Origin of the sequence: Bacillus sp. A260, assembly GCF_009861435.1 — a bacterium.
In the GTDB taxonomy this organism is placed as follows: Bacteria; Bacillota; Bacilli; order Bacillales; family Bacillaceae_G; genus Bacillus_A; species Bacillus_A cereus.
Window position 1 is genome coordinate 561,238 of the sequence record NZ_CP046398.1, and the last position, 17,291, is coordinate 578,528.

The window sequence follows — 17,291 nt, forward strand, 5'->3', positions numbered from 1 at the left end:
TTTAAATGAGTCTAGTTAAAAAAGGTGCTGCTCTATTAATGGTAGCAACAATGGCATTATCTAGTGCAGCTTGTTCAAATAGTAAAACAGAGGGAAAACCTGAAGTACAGGCAAAAGTAGCACCTGTTGAAAAAAATGGTGATAAAACTGTAATTCGCTTCTGGCATGCGATGGGTGGAAAAACACAAGGAGTATTAGATGGTCTTGTTGCAGACTATAATAAGTCGCAAAATAAATATGAGATAAAGGCAGAGTTCCAAGGGACATATGAAGAGTCTTTAACGAAATTTAGAACGATGTCTGCAACGAAAGAAGCGCCAGCTCTTGTTCAATCGAGTGAAATTACAACGAAATATATGATTGATAGCAAAAAAATCACACCAATTGATAGCTGGATAAAAAAAGATAAGTACGATACGTCAAAATTAGAAAAAGCAATTACAAATTATTATTCAGTTGATGGAAAAATGTATTCTATGCCATTTAATTCATCTACACCAGTATTAATTTATAATAAAGATGCTTTTGCAAAGGCGGGCTTAGATCCAGAGAAAGCTCCAAAAACATATGCGGAATTACAAGAAGCAGCGAAAAAGTTAACGATTAAAGAAGGCGGAAATGTAAAACAATATGGATTCTCCATGCTTAACTACGGTTGGTTCTTTGAAGAATTGTTAGCGACACAAGGTGCTTTATATGTAGATAACGAAAACGGCCGTAAAGATGCTGCAAAGAAGGCGGTATTTAACGGTAAAGAAGGACAGAAAGTATTTGGAATGTTAGATGATTTAAATAAAGCTGGCGCACTTGGAAAGTATGGAGCAAGTTGGGATGATATTCGTGCCGCGTTCCAATCTGGACAAGTTGCTATGTATTTAGATTCTTCAGCAGGTGTTCGTGATTTAATCGATGCATCTAAGTTTAATGTAGGTGTTTCATATATTCCGTATCCTGAGGATTCGAAACAAAATGGTGTTGTTATTGGTGGAGCATCATTATGGATGACGAATATGGTTTCAGAAGAAACGCAACAAGGTGCTTGGGACTTTATGAAATATTTAACGAAGCCAGACGTACAAGCAAAATGGCATACTGCAACAGGTTATTTCTCAATTAATCCAGATGCATATAATGAGCCATTAGTAAAAGAGCAATATGAAAAATATCCACAGTTGAAAGTAACAGTAGATCAATTGCAAGCGACGAAGCAATCTCCAGCAACACAAGGGGCTTTAATTAGTGTATTCTCAGAATCACGAGATGCAGTTGTAAAAGCATTAGAAGCGATGTATGACGGGAAGAATAGTAAAGAAGCGTTAGATGAAGCTGCCAAAGCAACAGATAGAGCAATTAGCATTTCAGCTCGTACGAGTCAAAAATAAGAGAAAGCCGTATCCTTAAAAGGGATACGGCTTTCTTTATAGGGAGATAAGGGATCAAAGAAATGATGAAGTCTTATCTCTTTTATATGAGTAAAGGGTCTAGAGTGAATGTTGTCCTTTTCATTATTTATTTAACTCCATTGCGACTTGTTTACCATTTACGAAAACCTCTACTACCGCTACTACAACTTCCATTACTTTTTTCATCTCTCATCTCTCCTTATTTTTTGTTTCATTTCTTACTCTCAGTATAAGGAAATACAGTAATTACAACTATCGAATTGGATGACAAGAGACTTACATTGTTGTAAGGATAATAGTTTAGTTTGTAATAAAGTGAAACTGTAATCAGTGGGGGGCTTACTGCCCGTTAATGCGGGATTTCAATTCTGAACTTTCTGTCGTTTTGAACTATAATTAGAAAGAGGGGGGATAATATGAAAAGAATTCTTGTTATTAGTGATATTCATGGAGAGATAGAAAAGTTCGAACATTTATTGGAAGAAGCTCAATATGATGCGAAACAGGATCAATTAATCTTACTGGGAGATTATGTAGATCGTGGTCCAAATGCGCGTGCTGTAATTGAAAAGGTAAGAGAATTGAAAAAAGAGGGAGCACTCATTTTAAAAGGAAATCATGAAGATATGATGATTAAGGCGTTAACGACAAATGAGGAACGTTCATGGAACCATTGGGTAAAAAGAAATGGTGGAGATAAGACATTATATAGCTATGGATTTGTAGAAGAAGATATTGCGGTTAATGAGAAAGACTTCCAAAAACCGATTTTACACTCTCGTGTATTAGAGGAACATATAAAGTTTATTCAAGAATTAGATCATTACATTGAAACAGAAGAGTATATATTTGTACATGCTGGGGTTGAACCGATGAAACGAGTTTCTGAATCTGAACCATATACATTAATGTGGATCCGTAATGAATTTCATAATGGATATAGCGGTGAAAAGGTTATTGTATTTGGGCATACGGAAACAAAAACGCTTCATGGTAGTGAGGATTGCGGAGTGTATTTTGGTAGTAATCGTATTATTGGGATTGATGGCGGGGCTGTGTATGGCGGTCAGCTAAATTGTTTAGAGTTGCCGAGTAAAAAGGTATATGTAATAAAAAATTGAAAGAGATAAGAGGAATCTTATTTCTTTCAATTTTTTATTAAGCTAAATTTAAGACAAAGTTTTTATAATAAAACTTCAAAATTTTAGAAGGAAATAGTTAAAAATGAAATTACGTAATGTAACTACATTCTTTTGTTATGAAGAGAAGAAATGTAATAATAAATAGAATTGAACTATTTGATGGAAGGTGAGAGCATGCGTTTACTTGTAGTAGAAGATAATGCTTCGTTATTAGAGTCTATCGTACAAATTTTACGTGATGAATTTGAAGTAGATACGGCAATAAATGGAGAAGATGGATTGTTTTTAGCTCTTCAAAATATATATGATGCAATTTTGCTGGATGTGATGATGCCAGGGATGGACGGATTCGAAGTGATTCAAAAAATACGAGATGAAAAGATTGAAACACCAGTCCTGTTTTTGACAGCGAGAGATTCTTTAGAAGATCGGGTGAAGGGATTGGACTTTGGTGGAGATGACTATATTGTTAAGCCATTTCAGGCCCCTGAATTAAAAGCGAGAATTCGTGCTTTACTACGCAGAAGTGGTAGTTTAACAACGCAGCAAACAATTCGCTATAAAGGCATTGAATTGTTCGGAAAAGATAAAGATGTTCAAGTAGATGGAAAAGGTATGAAGTTATCATTAAAACAATATGAGCTTCTAGAGTACCTTGTTCAAAATAGCGGAAAGATTTTAATGCGTGAACAAATTTTTGATCGTGTTTGGGGATTTGATTCAGATACGACAGTAGCGATTGTAGAAGTGTATGTGCATCATTTACGTAAAAAATTAGAGCCATTCGGTTATCAGAAAGATATTCAAACCGTTCGAGGTATTGGATATATATTAAAAGAACAATGAAAAAAGGAAGTATGTTTCAAAAAACACGCATTCGTTTGACTATAGTGAACTCATTAGTATTTATTCTATTAATAGGTATATTAGGCAGTATTATTTATTCGTACACATACAAGCGTATTTATAGTGAAGTAGATCAATCTATAAAAATGATAGCTCAGTATAGAGAAAAATTAGATGTTAAAGTACCACCAAGAAAACGCATGGAGAATATCCAAATTGGAGATCCGCGAGTAACTAGAATAACTTGGAATGGGAAAATAGTGAAAATAGAGGGCGATAACCGTAAATTCCGTTCTATTTTTGAAGAGAATTTGGAAAGTTTTTCTCCCGAAAAATTAGAGGAGTTACAAGATATTGAAGTACAAGGACGATATTTTAGAGCATTTTCGCTTCAAAAAGATGGAGAAATAGTTCAAATCGTGCGAGATATAACAGCGGAAGAAGGAATGTTAAATACTTTATTTTTAATTCTCGTTATAGGTTGTAGCATAGGAAGCCTCTGTGCGATAGGTATTGGCTTTTTCCTAGCTGGTAGAGCACTTGTACCTATTCAAAGTTCATGGGAGAAACAGCAACAATTCGTTTCTGATGCATCACATGAACTCAGGACACCACTTGCAGTTATTCAATCAAAAACGGATGTTTTATTCCAGTCACCATCCGCTACGATAGAAGAAAAAGCGATGGATATTTCTACAATTTCAAAAGAATGTAGGCGGTTATCGAAACTCGTTAGTAATTTATTATTGCTAGCACGTTCTGATTCTAATCAAATTGAGATGGATAAGAAAACATTTGAACTTGATAAATTGTTAGAAGAAATAGTAGCTCCATATAAAGAGATTGCTTCTTATCAAGAAAAAGAAATGATGCTAAAAGTAGAACGTGGTGTATCTTTTATGGGGGATAGAGAGCGGATTCATCAAATGATGGTCATACTGTTAGATAATGCGATGAAGTATACAAACGAAGGTGGGCATATTCAAATTGATTGCACGCAAACGAGTAGTTCAATTCGCATACAGGTGAAAGATGACGGGATAGGAGTGAAAGAAGAAGATATTCCGAAATTATTTGATCGTTTTTATCAAGGGGATAAAGCAAGAAGTACGTCAGAAGGAGCTGGATTAGGTCTTTCAATCGCAAATTGGATTGTAGAAAAGCATTACGGAAAAATATCAGTAGAGAGCAAATGGGGAGATGGCACTTGTTTTGAAGTGATTTTCCCTAAAAATCAAAAAATATAAGTAAGAAGACGACCTTGTTTTTACAAGGTCGTCTTTTTTTAAGGGAAAGTTAAGAAACTATTTATATTATGTATGGCATAAAGAAAGTTCGTTACATGAAGAAGAGATTAGGTGTATGTGAGTGGGGTTTATCAATCATAATGTTATCTCAAGCAGCGATGAGATGTATGTATAGTATTAAAAAAACTAGGGGAATGATGGGAAAGAAAGTATAAGAGGGAGGAATTAATTTTGAAAAAGAAAATGATGACGGTATTCACTATTGGAGTAATGAGTTTAAGTATATTAGGGGGTGCCTCTCCTTCTGAAACACAAAAAGGAAAGACAGATTACACGCAGCGCAGTAAAGAACAATTGAACAATGGTAAGATACATGCAGTGCATACAGAAGAAAAAGCAGAGAAACTAGGTATTGAAACGGAAGGAAAAGAACAAATTACACTAGAAAAAGAAATTCATGAAACAGAAGTAGGAAGGGAAGCAGAGCAGTTAGGCATATCGATTGAAGGAAAAGATGTTGGGATGCTGTCAGAAGAAATCTATGAAACAAAAGTAAAGCAAGAAGCGTTAAAGCTAGGTATATCTATAGAGAATACATCAATTGTAGATTTAATTACTCAAATTAATGCGATTAAAATTAAAGATGAAGCAGATAAATTAGGTATTTCGACAGATGGAAAAGAAATCGAAGACATCGCGGAAGAAATCTACGGAAAGAAAGTAAGAGAAGAAGCAGGAAAGTTAGATATTTCTCAAAAAGGAAAAGAAATTGAAGAGTTAGCACAAGAAGTGTACGAACAAAAAGTACAAGAAGAAGCAAAAAAACATCATATTGATTTGTATGGTAAAGATATATATCAAATATTAAGAGAAATTAATGAACAAAAGGTGCTACAAATGGCAGATGAGCTTAATATGGATAAAATGAATATGAATATTCAAGAGTTAGCGGAAAAGATAAAAAAAGATCAGCCTGAAAAAGGAAAAGAACTAAATTTTGTACCGATGGTACGAACGGATGCTGACGCATTTTATTCTTATTTAACGAATTAATAAGGGTGTGAAAGCGATAAGAAAATTGAAGTGGTATATATGTACAGCTTTACTAGGTGCAGCAATATGGAGTGTATATACAAATGGAATTCCAAAGTATGTAGAGAAGTTAACATTCTCAAATATACAAAGAGGAAAAGAAACGGAGTTTAGTAATAACGATGAAAAAGTCATCTTATCAAATGTTCCCTTAATTCAGCAGTTACCAGAATTGGATAGAGGCTGTGAAGTGACGAGCTTAGCGATGATGTTACAATACGCTGGTGTTTCAGTGGATAAGATGACATTAGCAAATGAAATAAAAAAAGTTGATTTTATAGACGATGGTGTGCGCGGGAATCCGAATGAAGGATTTGTAGGTAATATTTATACATTTTCTGAATCGGGATATGGTGTATATCATGGGCCACTTTTTCAGTTAGCGGAAAAATATTTACCTAATAAAGCTGTAGACTTAACAGGGAAGAATATAGAAGAAATTTATAAGAGTATAAAAGCAGGGCAACCTGTAGTCATGATCACAAATGCAACATTTGCACCATTAGATGCAGATGAATTTACTACATGGGAAACAAATAGTGGAGATGTTTCTATTACGTATAATGAACATTGTGTTGTACTTATCGGGTATGATCAGGAATCTGTATATATTCGAGATCCACTTGAGGGTAGCTTAGATGTAAAAGTACCGAGAGAAACCTTTGAACAGGCATGGGCGCAAATGGGAAGTCAGGCAATTAGTTATGTAAAGAGCGTCAAATAAATTAGGACGAAGAGTTTTAGTAATATGACTATAAGGCGAAGGATAAAGATTTGAGGATTATAAGAGAAGTTTTATAGAGTATAAGCTGTTAAGAAATAAGAGAACTTTAGTATATATAATGCTAAAGTTCTCTTATTTTTATGATTAAAATACGTATAAGGAGTGAATATGCAAAAATGCATAATTGACGAAAAATTTACATGTTATCATTATATATTGTTTTATATATGTTAATTGTATAAAATGACACAAGTATCCACATTACATAAAGGAGGCTTATTATGCAAAAAATATTTAACTGGGTTAAATGTATGAGTATCAAGAAAAAATTAATCATTTCATTTTTTCTAATTTTAACTATACCAGGACTTATTATCGGTGGTGTTTCATATCAAACTGCCAAAACAAATTTTGAACAACAAATCACAGGTAAAGCAAAGGAAAACATTTCGATTTTAAATACTGTTATTTCTCAAAATATAGAAGAGAAATTTGTTGATGCAGCATACTTTGCAGACATCTTAACAGAGGATACATATCCAAACGGACAAGAAGAAATAGTAAGAACGAAGTTAGCGCAATATATAAAACTTCATCCAGAAGTAGAAGGTATTTATATTGGAACAGAGACGGGAAAGTTTATAAGAGAACCATTTATCCAAATGGCTGATGGGTATAATCCAACAGATAGATCTTGGTATAAAGAAGCACATGAAAATAAAGGGAAAGTAATTGTTACTGCACCATATCAATCAGCATCTACAAAAAATATGGTAGTGACAATTGCAAAAGAAGTAAAAGATGGTAAAGGTGTTATAGGAATTAATTTAAACTTAGATAACATCTTAAAAATTTCCAAAATGATTAACATTGGTGAAAAAGGTTATGCAGTTATTTTAGATCAAAATAAGCAAATTGTTAGTCATCCATCTAGAAAACCAGGTGCAAAAGTTACTGATCCTTGGATTAAACCAATTTATGAAGATAAACAAGGAAATGTGTCTTATACAGAACAAGATGATAAAAAGAATTTAATCTTTGCAACAAATGAGAAAACGGGCTGGAAAGTAGTTGGTGTTATGTTCGATGAAGAAATTACCCAAGCTGCCAGTCCAGTGTTTTATAAGACTTTGATTGTCATTGCTATCGCTATTGCATTTGGTAGTATATTAATTTATTTCATTACAAAGTCTATTACAAGGCCATTACGAAAAATAGCTGAATCGGCATATAAAATTAGTAAGGGAGATTTAACAGAGAAAATTACAATCCATTCCAAGGATGACATAGGGAAATTAGGGAATTCATTTAATGAAATGTCTACGTCTTTACAAGATGTTATTACCCAAATTAGCTTTTCAGCAGAACATGTTGCAGCATCGGCAGAAGAGTTAACAGCGAGCGTACAGCAAGCAAATGATGCGACAGATCAAATTACAATTGCAATGGAACAAGTATCAGGTGGGGCCGAATCACAAAGTCAAGGTGTTGAAGAAGGTGCGGCTACATTGCAACAAGTAAATACAGCAATTCAAGATGTAACTGGAAGCGCAGAGTCAATTTCTATTTCCTCATTACATGCGCGAGAAAGAGCTGAAGAGGGAGAAGATTTAGTTGAACAAACCGCAAAACAAATGCAATCTATTTCTAGATCGGTATCCGAGTCAGATGCTATTATTAAACTTCTTGATGAGAAATCAAAGCAGGTAGGAGCTATTTCTGAAGCAATTCAAAACATCGCTACTCAAACGAACTTATTAGCTTTGAATGCGGCTATTGAAGCAGCAAGAGCAGGTGAACAGGGACGAGGATTTGCTATTGTAGCAGATGAGGTTAGAAAATTAGCAGAGCAATCAGGAGAGTCATCTGGAGAGATTGCAAATTTAATTGCAGAAATTAAGGCGGATATTGAACATACTGTTAAGGCGATGGATAATGTGAATGGAGAAGTTCAACAGGGCCTTGATGTTGTAACAAAAACGAAAGTAAGTTTTACGGAAATTTTAAGTTCTACTACACATATTGTTTCTCAAGTTAATCAAATGGTAGAAACAACGAAGAGAATTGCTGGGGATGCAAATGAAGTGACAAATGCTATTGATGAAATTGCAGCTGCTGCAGAAGAAAATACAGCTAGTATGCAAAGTGTTGCAGCTTCAACAGAAGAACAGGTTAATTCCATGGAGGAAATTAGTTCAGCTTCGCAAAACTTAGCTGAGATGGCAGAAGAACTACAAGCGATGACTAGTAAATTTAAAGTATAATAACAGCAGATAAGTAAGGTGAAAATAATATCACCTTACTTATTTTTCTATTCAGCAATTAGGGGAGTCATTAACGGGATGAAAAAAAGAAAAAGACTATGGAATTTATGGAAAACGATTACATTGTTAGTTTGTACAGTTGTAATTTTTTCTTTACTTGTGACAGATATATTAATTAGTCATAATGTAGAACGGACGACGGAGGATAGCCAAGCAGAGAAGGCAAAAACAATTGCACACATTGTGGCGAATGATTCGATTGTAATCGATGGTTTGGTTGGGAAAGCAGATACCTCTGCAATCCAAACGTATACAAATAGAATATTACAAAACACAGGTGTTCAGTTTATTGTAGTTATGGACATGAATGGAATAAGAAAGTCACATCCAAATCCTCAAAAAATAGGGCATCATTTTATTGGGGGAGATGAAGGGCCTGCATTGAAAGGAAAAGAACATGTATCGTTAGCAGAAGGAACTTTAGGTATTTCCATGCGAGTGTTTGTACCAATATTTTCTGAAACAGGTGAACAACTTGGAGCTGTGGCTGTTGGTATTTCAGCAGATAATGTAAAAGAGAGAGTTAAGGAAAGTAGACATATCATTTATATTGGTGTCGGAGTTGGTGTATTAGTCGGAATTATAGGAGCAATATTGCTAGCTAGACATATAAAGAAAAGTTTATTCGGTCTTGAGCCGCACAGGATAGCAAAAATTCTTGAAGAAAGAAATACGATGCTACAATCTGTAAAGGAAGGTATTATTGCTGTAGATAAAGAGGCTAGAGTAACATTAATTAATAATGAAGCGAAACGTCTATTTAAAAAAAGCGGACTTGAAGAAGATTTTATCGGTAAAGATGTTGAGTTGTATATGCCAAATTCACGTATAAAAGAAGTATTGCAAACGGGAGAAGTACAATTAAACGAAGAACAAAATATTTATGGAATTACGATTGTGACGAATCGAGTTCCTTTATATGTAAAAGGAGAAATAGTTGGTGCAATTGCAACATTTCGTGATAAAACAGAGATTAGAAAACTAGCAGAGGAACTAACTGGTATTAGACTATATGCAGAAGCATTACGGGCACAATCTCATGAGTTTATGAATAAGATGCATGTCGTATTAGGGCTTACACATATGAAGCAGTATGAAGAATTACAGAAGTATATAAGCGGCATGGTATCAGAGCATCAATATGAAATTGGTGGAGTTATGAAAAGAATAAAAAGTCCAGTATTTGCTGGTTTTTTACTAGGTAAGCTCAGCTATGCTAGAGAGAAAAATATAAAATTAATTATAAGTGAAGATTCTTATATGCCGGAAATAGATGATGAAAGTATTACTCATGAACTTATTACGATTGTCGGAAATTTAATTGATAATGCATTAGAGGCAGTTACGAATTGTGAAAAGAAGCGAGTTGAAGTTAAGATACAACATGGGGATATACTAACTATTACAGTACAAGATACGGGAAAAGGTATACAAGAAAAAGAAATAGAGCAATTATTTACGAAAGGTTATTCCACAAAGGGAGATAACCGCGGTTATGGTTTGTATCTTGTAAAAGAAAGTATACAGCGAATAAATGGGGAAATTCATATGCATTCATTAGTAGGTAAGGGAACAACGATAACAATTGAAATACCTAAAGGTAGGGATGAGAGGCAAATATGATTAAAGTTTTAATTGTAGAAGATGACCCGATGGTAGCAATGCTAAATACGCATTATTTAGAGCAAGTAGGAGGATTTGAACTTGTTCAAGCAGTTAACTCAGTAAAGTCGGCGATCGAAATATTAGAGAAATCACGAGTAGATTTAGTATTACTTGATATTTTTATGCCTGAAGAGACTGGTTTTGAGCTTTTAATGTATATCCGGAACCAAGAAAAAGAAATTGATATTATAATGATTTCAGCTGTACATGATATGGGAAGTATTAAAAAAGCATTACAATATGGTGTAGTAGATTATTTAATTAAACCATTTACATTTGAACGATTTAAAGAGGCATTAACTATATATCGAGAAAAAGTTACTTTCATGAAAGAACAACAAAAAATTAGTCAATCGGAATTAGATTTGTTAATTTTACAAAAAGAAAAAAGGGAGCCTACTGTCACGAAAGAGCTTCCGAAAGGGTTAACGAAGCAAACGTTGCAATTAATTTGGCAGAAGATCGAGTCGTTGAATGGAAGAGTGTTTACAACAGATGAAATGGCACAATTAGTTGGAATTTCAAGAGTTTCTATTCGAAAATATGTAATGTTTTTGACTGACATTGGAGTGTTAGAAAACGAAATGATGTACCAACATGTGGGCAGACCTGTAAGTAAATTAAGATGTGTTGATCAAAAGAAAATAGAGTTTTACGTATAAGCGACTTAATATAAGTCGCTTATACTTTTTTTAATTACAAAATCAATTACAAAACTTACAAAAACTATTTTTACTATTGAAAGCGTTTTAATATTGTTATTAAGAAAACGAGGGGGTGCCATATGGGAATTCAAAAGAATGTGGAAGCGGTATCATTTTCTGAAGGAAATGAAGTACAAAGAGAATCTTTCGCTTCTAAAATTATGAATGTAAAAATCGGTGTTATACCTTTACCGTTATATGTAGTATTGGCTGCTATTATTTATGGGGCATCTGTATATAATAAATTGCCAGCAGATATGATTGGTGGATTTGCAGTTATTATGATCATGGGGATTTTCTTAGGCGATATTGGGATGAGAATTCCAATTTTAAAAAATATCGGCGGTCCAGCAATACTTTCGTTATTTATTCCATCATTACTTGTATTTTTTAACTGGATGAATCCAGCTTCAATGGAAGCTGCGACTATGTTAATGAAAAAATCGAACTTTTTATATTTATATATTTCTTGTTTAGTAGTCGGAAGTATTTTAGGAATGAACCGTAAAGTGTTAGTACAAGGTTTCGTTCGTATGTTTATTCCTTTAGTAGTAGGGACGTTAGCTTCTGTAGCAGTAGGGTTATTGGTCGGTTCATTATTTGGATTTGAAATGAAGCACACATTCTTCTTTATCATCGTACCAATTGTGAGTGGTGGTATCGGGGAAGGGATTTTACCATTGTCGCTAGCTTATAGTGATATTTTAAATGAATCATCAGCGACGTTTGTATCACAGCTTATTCCAGCAGCTATTATTGGAAATATGTTCGCAATTGTAAGTGCAGGGTATATGAAGCGTTTAGGTGAGAAGAAACCGGAGCTTAGTGGTAACGGTGTATTAGTGAAAACAGACAATCAAGCAGAATTATTAAAAGAACAAAATACAGAGAAGCCAATTGACTTCTCATTAATGGGAGCAGGTTTATTAATTGCGTGTACGTTCTTCATCTTTGGAGGATTTGCTTCTAAGTTCATCGGTATTCCTGGGGCAATCATTATGATTTTTTCAGCAGCACTTGTGAAATACTTTAAATTAATGCCAGCAAAAATGGAGCAAGGAGCATTCCATTTATATAAATTTATTTCGAAGAATTTAACTTGGCCTTTAATGGTTGGATTAGGATTGCTATATATTCCGTTAAAAGACGTAGCAGCAGTTCTTTCAGTAGGATATGTTGTTGTGTGCGCATCGGTTGTTCTTACAATGGTAGCATCAGGTTTTCTTGTAGGGAAAGTGATGAAGATGTATCCAGTTGAATCGGCGATTGTAACTGGATGTCATAGCGGTTTAGGCGGAACTGGAGATGTTGCTATTTTATCGGCTTCAAATCGTATGGAATTAATGCCGTTCGCGCAAATTTCAACTCGTTTAGGCGGGGCGGCAATGGTTGTAACGGCGACAATATTATTAAAAATGTTTTCATGATCAAACAAGCTAGCTATATTCATATAGCTAGCTTGTCAAATTAAGGGGAGATTATAAGTATGTTAGCAAATCAAATTAATGAAAGATCATTGTTATTGCATAAAGAATTAGTAGGGAAAATTGAAATTACAAGTAAAGTGGAGGTAAATTCAGCGGATGATTTAAGCCTGACGTATACACCAGGTGTAGCGGAGTCGTGTAAAGCAATTGCGGCAGATGAAGAAACAGTGTATGACTATACAGCACGTGGCAATATGGTGGCAGTTGTTTCAGATGGAACAGCGGTACTCGGTTTAGGAAACATTGGACCGAAAGCGGCTATGCCTGTTATGGAAGGAAAAAGTATTTTGTTTAAGAAGTTTGCGAATGTAGATGCTTTCCCATTATGTTTAGGCACAACGGATGTAGATGAAATCGTTACCCTTGTAAAAAATTTAGAGCCTACATTTGCAGGGATTAATTTAGAAGATATTGCAGCACCGCGTTGTTTTGAAATTGAAAAACGATTAAAAGAAGAAACGAATATTCCTGTATTCCATGATGATCAACATGGAACAGCTATTGTCGTTTTAGCAGCTGTTATTAATGCATTAAAAGTTGTTAGCAAACAAATGGATAATGTGAAAATCGTTATTAACGGTGCGGGTTCGGCAGGAATTGCAATTGGAAAATTATTATTAAAGGCTGGTGCAAAGCACATTACGTTAGTTAGCCTAGAAGGTATTGTTTGTGAAGGTGAAACATGGATGAACGAAGCACAAATTGAAGTTTCAAAAAAGACAAATCGTGAACATGTGCGTGGAACGTTAAAAGAAGCAATTCACCAAGCTGATATTTTTATTGGCGTATCTGCTCCTAACGTATTAACGAAAGAACTTGTACAGACGATGAATGAGAAAGCAATTGTGTTTGCAATGGCGAATCCAATTCCAGAAATCTTCCCTGAGGATGCATTAGAGGCTGGGGCAGCTGTAGTAGGAACTGGACGCTCGGATTATGCGAATCAAGTAAATAATGTATTGGCGTTTCCCGGAATATTCCGCGGTGCGTTAGATGTGCGCGCAACTGATATTACAGAAGAGATGAAATTAGCGGCAGCATATGGGATCGCTAACATCATTACTGATGAAGAACGTAATGCGAATTATGTAATCCCGAATCCATTAGATAAAAGAGTTGTTCCAAGTGTTGCAGAAGCAGTAGCGAAAGCAGCTATTGATTCAGGCGTGGCACAAATTACGAAAATACCACGTTATTAATAGCGAAAAGCAGTGCCTAAAAGGCACTGCTTTTTTGAGATAAGAAATCAAAATAATGAAGAAGTGTAGAATTATTTATGTTTCTTCACTATTTATTTAATTCCATTGCAACTTGTTTACCATTCACTAAAACCTCAGTTACTGCTACGATCACTTCTATCATTTTTTTCATCTCTCATCTCTCCTCGTTTCATTTCTTACTTTAAGTATAAGAGAAGAGAGATAATTCAACTATCGAAGTACATGACGTAGAAATTACATTGTTGTAAGAAAGTGGTTTATTTTTGTCACTTTACTCAGCAGTGATTACAAACTGATCATAATATTTTTCATTCACATATATATTTAATAACCATAATCCAGATGAAGGTAGTGACATAGTGAGAGGGAGTTCGTTTGTAGTAGAATCGATTGTATTTGAAGTAGTCCAAGTTTGTTTGGAAGTTTCTTTTTGAAAGAGTACTTGTGTCGGAGTTACAGATCCTTGTTTTAGCGCAATAATAGACAATTTTCCAGTTGGTATTTCAGAATCTAGAAAGTGCCACATTATTTCATTTTGTTCATTTGCGATAATAGGACTATCAGCCATTGCGACTTTACCTTCGATGCCTTTTAAAGGCATTTTTCCTTCTACGAAAGAAGGTGTTTCTTCCCAATTTACATCTTTTAAAACACTAAGGTGAAAGAAGGAAGGTGCGTTCACTTGAGTGGATGACGTTGCTATTACGTCTTTTTTTTGTTCTTTTGAATCCGGTTGCGTTTGTGTGCATCCAGTGATGAGGAAGGAGAGAAGTAGCATAGTTCCGATTTTTTTCATGGTGCCACACTCCTAGTTTTTATTGTTAGTGTAATTGTATTTGCTAGAAGGCGGGACAATTCCTTTAAAGTATAAAAAGAGGTCGTAAGTTTTGTACGACCTCTTTTGACATTTTTATCCCGTAAAAGCCCGATTGGTGTAGGTTAATAATTAGTGGGAGATAGTCCCCACTAATTAAAGTTTCATTTTATATTTGTTCCGTTGTATAGGTTGGTTCGGTTTCTTTTTGAGGCATCGTCAAAAAAATAACGGACAGAACGATACATACGCCGCCTAATAATTGATATGTTCCAAAAGATTCATTTAGCCAAGTGATTGAAACGATGGCAGCTACAAGGGGTTCAATGCTAGATAAAATGCTTGTTTCTGTTGCTGCTAAATATTTAAGACTACCGATATATAGAAGGAAAGAAAGGGTACCACTAATAATGATAAGAATAAGCATAGAAAAAGTTTTTAGTGTAAGGGTTTGTGAAAATTGATTCCACCCGAATGAACGATTATAAATAAGTAGTGCAATTCCTCCGATTAACATCCCCCAACCAATTACTACAGTTGTCCCGCATTCTTTAATGAGAGAAGCCGGATGAAGGGTATAAAATGCAAATCCGATTGCTGTTAATAGTCCAAAAATAATAGCTTCTTTGGATAAAACAATGTTTTCAATTGAGCCATTTGTAATAATAAAGTATGTTCCTATTAGCGCGGCTATAATTGCGAATAGTTGCATGGAAGCAGGGAATTTTCTTTGTTCAAATGCAACATACATGGTAATAAGAACAGGACCTAGAAATTGAAATAGCGTTGCTGTGACTGCATTACTAATATGAACCGTTTCGATAAAGGCGTATTGCGCACCGAGCATGCCGAGAATAGAGAAAATAATAAGTTGTATAGAATATCTAGGGTGTTTCCAAATTTGAAATATGTTTTGTTTCTTTATAAGTAAGAAAGACAAAATAAATATTCCTGCAAGCAACAATCGAATTGTTAAAAAATCAATTGAGGATACATTAGTATGTTGAAATAGCCACTGAATCATTGGACCAGATAATCCCCATAATGTAGCCCCTGTAATAATCATAATGAGTCCGATACGTCTACCATTGTTCATTATCATGTTTCTCCTCTCCAGTATTTGATTTTTTATGTGTGACATGATAAAAGGAATTATATATAACTTCTGGTACTGTAAAAAGTATCAGATTTTAGTTTTATTAAGGGGTCAGATATTATGTTAGAATTAACGCCTAATTTAAATATGAATAGTAAAAAGGCATTGTATGTGCAATTGTATGAGTATATAAAAAAAGAAATTAAAGATGGATCGATTGTCCCTTTTACGAAATTACCGGCTAAGCGAAAGTTAGCGATACATTTACAAGTAAGTAAAAATACAGTAGAGGCAGCGTACGAACAATTACTTGCAGAAGGTTATATTGAGTCGATATCGAGAAAAGGTTATTTTGTATGCAAGATTGAGCAAATGGCTCATGTAGAGGATAGCGGAGAGAGAATAGAAGAAGTACCGTTTCAGGAGAAGAGTTATAAATTTGATTTTACACAAACAGGAATTGATACAAATGCTTTTCCATTCAATATGTATCGGAAAATTGTAAATGAAATATGGCAGCCGCATAATAACGAACTTCTCTTTCTAGGACACCCTCAAGGAGAAGCGAGCTTAAGAGAAGAGATTACGAATTATTTGTATGAATCTAGAGGTGTACGTTGTTCAGCTAGTCAAATTGTATTAGGAGCGGGAACACAAATATTAGTGAAACTATTGTTTCAATTGTTAAAGGGAAGCAATTATGCAGTTGAAAACCCAGGGTATCATAGAAAGATGGTTGTTTTTGAACAGGGAGAAGCAAGAGTCCAAATGTTATCTTTAGATAGAGATGGAATTTGTATTGCAGATTTAGAAAATAGCAATGCGAATGTTGTATTTGTTACACCTTCCCATCAGTTTCCGTATGGAATGATTATGCCTATTACGAGAAGGATGCAGCTTTTACAATGGGCCAAGAAAGAAGAGAGCAGGTATATTATTGAAGATGATTATGATAGTGAATTTCGCTATTCTGGAAAGCCTATACCGGCGCTGCAAGGGTTAGATACAGAGGGGAAAGTTATTTATATGGGGACGCTATCTAAAGCATTATTACCATCGCTACGGATGAGCTATATGGTGTTGCCGAAGAAATTAATTAAAAAGTATCAACAGCAATATTTATTTTATACACAAAGTGTTTCAAGAATGGACCAAGAAGTGATTAGAAGATTTTTAAATGAAGGCTATTGGGAAAAACATATTCATAAAATGCGTGTCGTCTACCGAAAGAAGAGAGATCGACTTGTTTTTGAAATAGAGAAGTATTTCTCTAATCGTGTTGAAGTGATAGGAGAAGATTCAGGATTACACATTTTATTAAAAGTGCATAATGGAATGCGGGAAGAAGAATTAATTCAAGAAGCTGCGAAACATAGTATCAAAATATATCCTGTGTCTACGTACTATAAAGACGATACTGCACCTGAAAATGTAGTTTTACTTGGGTTTGCGATATTATCAGAGGAAGAAATTGCGAAAGCGATTCAATTATTACACACGGCATGGTTTACAATAAAGTAAAAAACA

Annotated in this window: 14 protein-coding genes and 1 pseudogene; 13 read left to right on the forward strand and 2 right to left on the reverse strand. The window is 34.6% G+C overall.

Annotated features, from left to right (window positions below; translation table 11 throughout):
• Positions 1–5: 5 nt before the first annotated feature.
• From GD442_RS02900 to GD442_RS02950, 12 genes and pseudogenes are all read left to right on the forward strand, one after another.
• Positions 6–1,382, forward strand: coding sequence for an ABC transporter substrate-binding protein (locus GD442_RS02900; RefSeq protein WP_086401957.1), 1,377 nt, complete (start codon positions 6–8; stop codon positions 1,380–1,382).
• Between the two features lie 437 nt (positions 1,383–1,819).
• Positions 1,820–2,524: a metallophosphoesterase family protein gene (locus GD442_RS02905; RefSeq protein WP_000821952.1), complete on the forward strand. Its 705-nt coding sequence runs from the start codon at positions 1,820–1,822 to the stop codon at positions 2,522–2,524.
• Positions 2,525–2,719: 195 nt separating this feature from the next.
• A complete protein-coding gene (locus tag GD442_RS02910) occupies positions 2,720–3,391 on the forward strand; it encodes a response regulator transcription factor (RefSeq protein ID WP_001238621.1) in 672 nt (223 codons plus the stop codon).
• Complete coding sequence (locus GD442_RS02915; protein ID WP_086404038.1) at positions 3,388–4,638, forward strand: sensor histidine kinase; 1,251 nt, start codon at positions 3,388–3,390, stop codon at positions 4,636–4,638. The genes GD442_RS02910 and GD442_RS02915 overlap by 4 nt, the downstream gene beginning before the upstream one ends.
• 231 nt (positions 4,639–4,869) lie before the next feature.
• On the forward strand, positions 4,870–5,691 hold the full coding sequence (locus GD442_RS02920) for a hypothetical protein (RefSeq protein WP_000728585.1): 822 nt from the start codon (positions 4,870–4,872) through the stop codon (positions 5,689–5,691).
• 7 nt (positions 5,692–5,698) lie between these two features.
• Positions 5,699–6,454 carry a C39 family peptidase gene (locus GD442_RS02925; protein ID WP_033689794.1) on the forward strand — a complete coding sequence of 252 codons (756 nt, stop codon included), beginning with the start codon at positions 5,699–5,701 and terminating at the stop codon, positions 6,452–6,454.
• Between the two features lie 311 nt (positions 6,455–6,765).
• Positions 6,766–7,779 (forward strand): annotated as a pseudogene (locus tag GD442_RS28460) (HAMP domain-containing protein); the annotation flags it as partial.
• A 120-nt stretch (positions 7,780–7,899) separates the two neighbouring features.
• Entirely contained in the window at positions 7,900–8,718 is an 819-nt protein-coding gene (locus GD442_RS28465; protein ID WP_432804035.1) for a methyl-accepting chemotaxis protein, read from the forward strand.
• 78 nt (positions 8,719–8,796) lie between these two features.
• Positions 8,797–10,401, forward strand: a complete 1,605-nt coding sequence (locus GD442_RS02935) for a sensor histidine kinase (RefSeq protein ID WP_000746421.1) — start codon at positions 8,797–8,799, stop codon at positions 10,399–10,401.
• The gene (locus tag GD442_RS02940) at positions 10,398–11,105 is read left to right on the forward strand and encodes a response regulator (protein ID WP_159365034.1); all 708 of its coding nucleotides are present in this window, start codon (positions 10,398–10,400) and stop codon (positions 11,103–11,105) included. Before GD442_RS02935 ends, GD442_RS02940 begins: the two co-directional genes overlap by 4 nt.
• A 122-nt stretch (positions 11,106–11,227) precedes the next feature.
• Positions 11,228–12,574 (forward strand): 2-hydroxycarboxylate transporter family protein, encoded by a 1,347-nt coding sequence (locus tag GD442_RS02945; RefSeq protein ID WP_000512722.1) that lies wholly within the window; start codon positions 11,228–11,230, stop codon positions 12,572–12,574.
• Positions 12,575–12,633: 59 nt separating this feature from the next.
• A complete protein-coding gene (locus GD442_RS02950; RefSeq protein WP_000880780.1) occupies positions 12,634–13,833 on the forward strand; it encodes an NAD(P)-dependent malic enzyme in 1,200 nt (399 codons plus the stop codon).
• 292 nt (positions 13,834–14,125) lie between these two features.
• Here the strand turns inward: GD442_RS02950 and GD442_RS02955 are convergent, their stop codons facing one another.
• Positions 14,126–14,650 carry a DUF4871 domain-containing protein gene (locus GD442_RS02955; RefSeq protein WP_000719692.1) on the reverse strand — a complete coding sequence of 175 codons (525 nt, stop codon included), beginning with the start codon at positions 14,648–14,650 and terminating at the stop codon, positions 14,126–14,128.
• Positions 14,651–14,837: 187 nt separating this feature from the next.
• Positions 14,838–15,764, reverse strand: a complete 927-nt coding sequence (locus GD442_RS02960; protein WP_001059054.1) for a DMT family transporter — start codon at positions 15,762–15,764, stop codon at positions 14,838–14,840.
• Positions 15,765–15,884: 120 nt separating this feature from the next.
• Here GD442_RS02960 and pdxR point away from each other — a divergent pair, with 120 nt between their 5' ends.
• A complete protein-coding gene (gene pdxR / locus GD442_RS02965; RefSeq protein ID WP_000891872.1) occupies positions 15,885–17,285 on the forward strand; it encodes a MocR-like pyridoxine biosynthesis transcription factor PdxR in 1,401 nt (466 codons plus the stop codon).
• The last annotated feature ends 6 nt before the right edge of the window (positions 17,286–17,291 follow it).

What these genes read in the sequence shown, in the direction of transcription:
- GD442_RS02900 (WP_086401957.1), top strand. Translation starts at nt 6, where the DNA reads ATGAGTCTAGTTAAAAAAGGTGCTGCTCTATTAATGGTAGCAACAATG.
- GD442_RS02905 (WP_000821952.1), top strand. Translation starts at nt 1,820, where the DNA reads ATGAAAAGAATTCTTGTTATTAGTGATATTCATGGAGAGATAGAAAAG.
- GD442_RS02910 (WP_001238621.1), top strand. Translation starts at nt 2,720, where the DNA reads ATGCGTTTACTTGTAGTAGAAGATAATGCTTCGTTATTAGAGTCTATC.
- GD442_RS02915 (WP_086404038.1), top strand. Translation starts at nt 3,388, where the DNA reads ATGAAAAAAGGAAGTATGTTTCAAAAAACACGCATTCGTTTGACTATA.
- GD442_RS28465 (WP_432804035.1), top strand. Translation starts at nt 7,900, where the DNA reads ATGGAACAAGTATCAGGTGGGGCCGAATCACAAAGTCAAGGTGTTGAA.
- GD442_RS02935 (WP_000746421.1), top strand. Translation starts at nt 8,797, where the DNA reads ATGAAAAAAAGAAAAAGACTATGGAATTTATGGAAAACGATTACATTG.
- GD442_RS02940 (WP_159365034.1), top strand. Translation starts at nt 10,398, where the DNA reads ATGATTAAAGTTTTAATTGTAGAAGATGACCCGATGGTAGCAATGCTA.
- GD442_RS02945 (WP_000512722.1), top strand. Translation starts at nt 11,228, where the DNA reads ATGGGAATTCAAAAGAATGTGGAAGCGGTATCATTTTCTGAAGGAAAT.
- GD442_RS02950 (WP_000880780.1), top strand. Translation starts at nt 12,634, where the DNA reads ATGTTAGCAAATCAAATTAATGAAAGATCATTGTTATTGCATAAAGAA.
- GD442_RS02955 (WP_000719692.1), bottom strand. Translation starts at nt 14,650, where the DNA reads ATGAAAAAAATCGGAACTATGCTACTTCTCTCCTTCCTCATCACTGGA.
- GD442_RS02960 (WP_001059054.1), bottom strand. Translation starts at nt 15,764, where the DNA reads ATGAACAATGGTAGACGTATCGGACTCATTATGATTATTACAGGGGCT.
- pdxR (WP_000891872.1), top strand. Translation starts at nt 15,885, where the DNA reads ATGTTAGAATTAACGCCTAATTTAAATATGAATAGTAAAAAGGCATTG.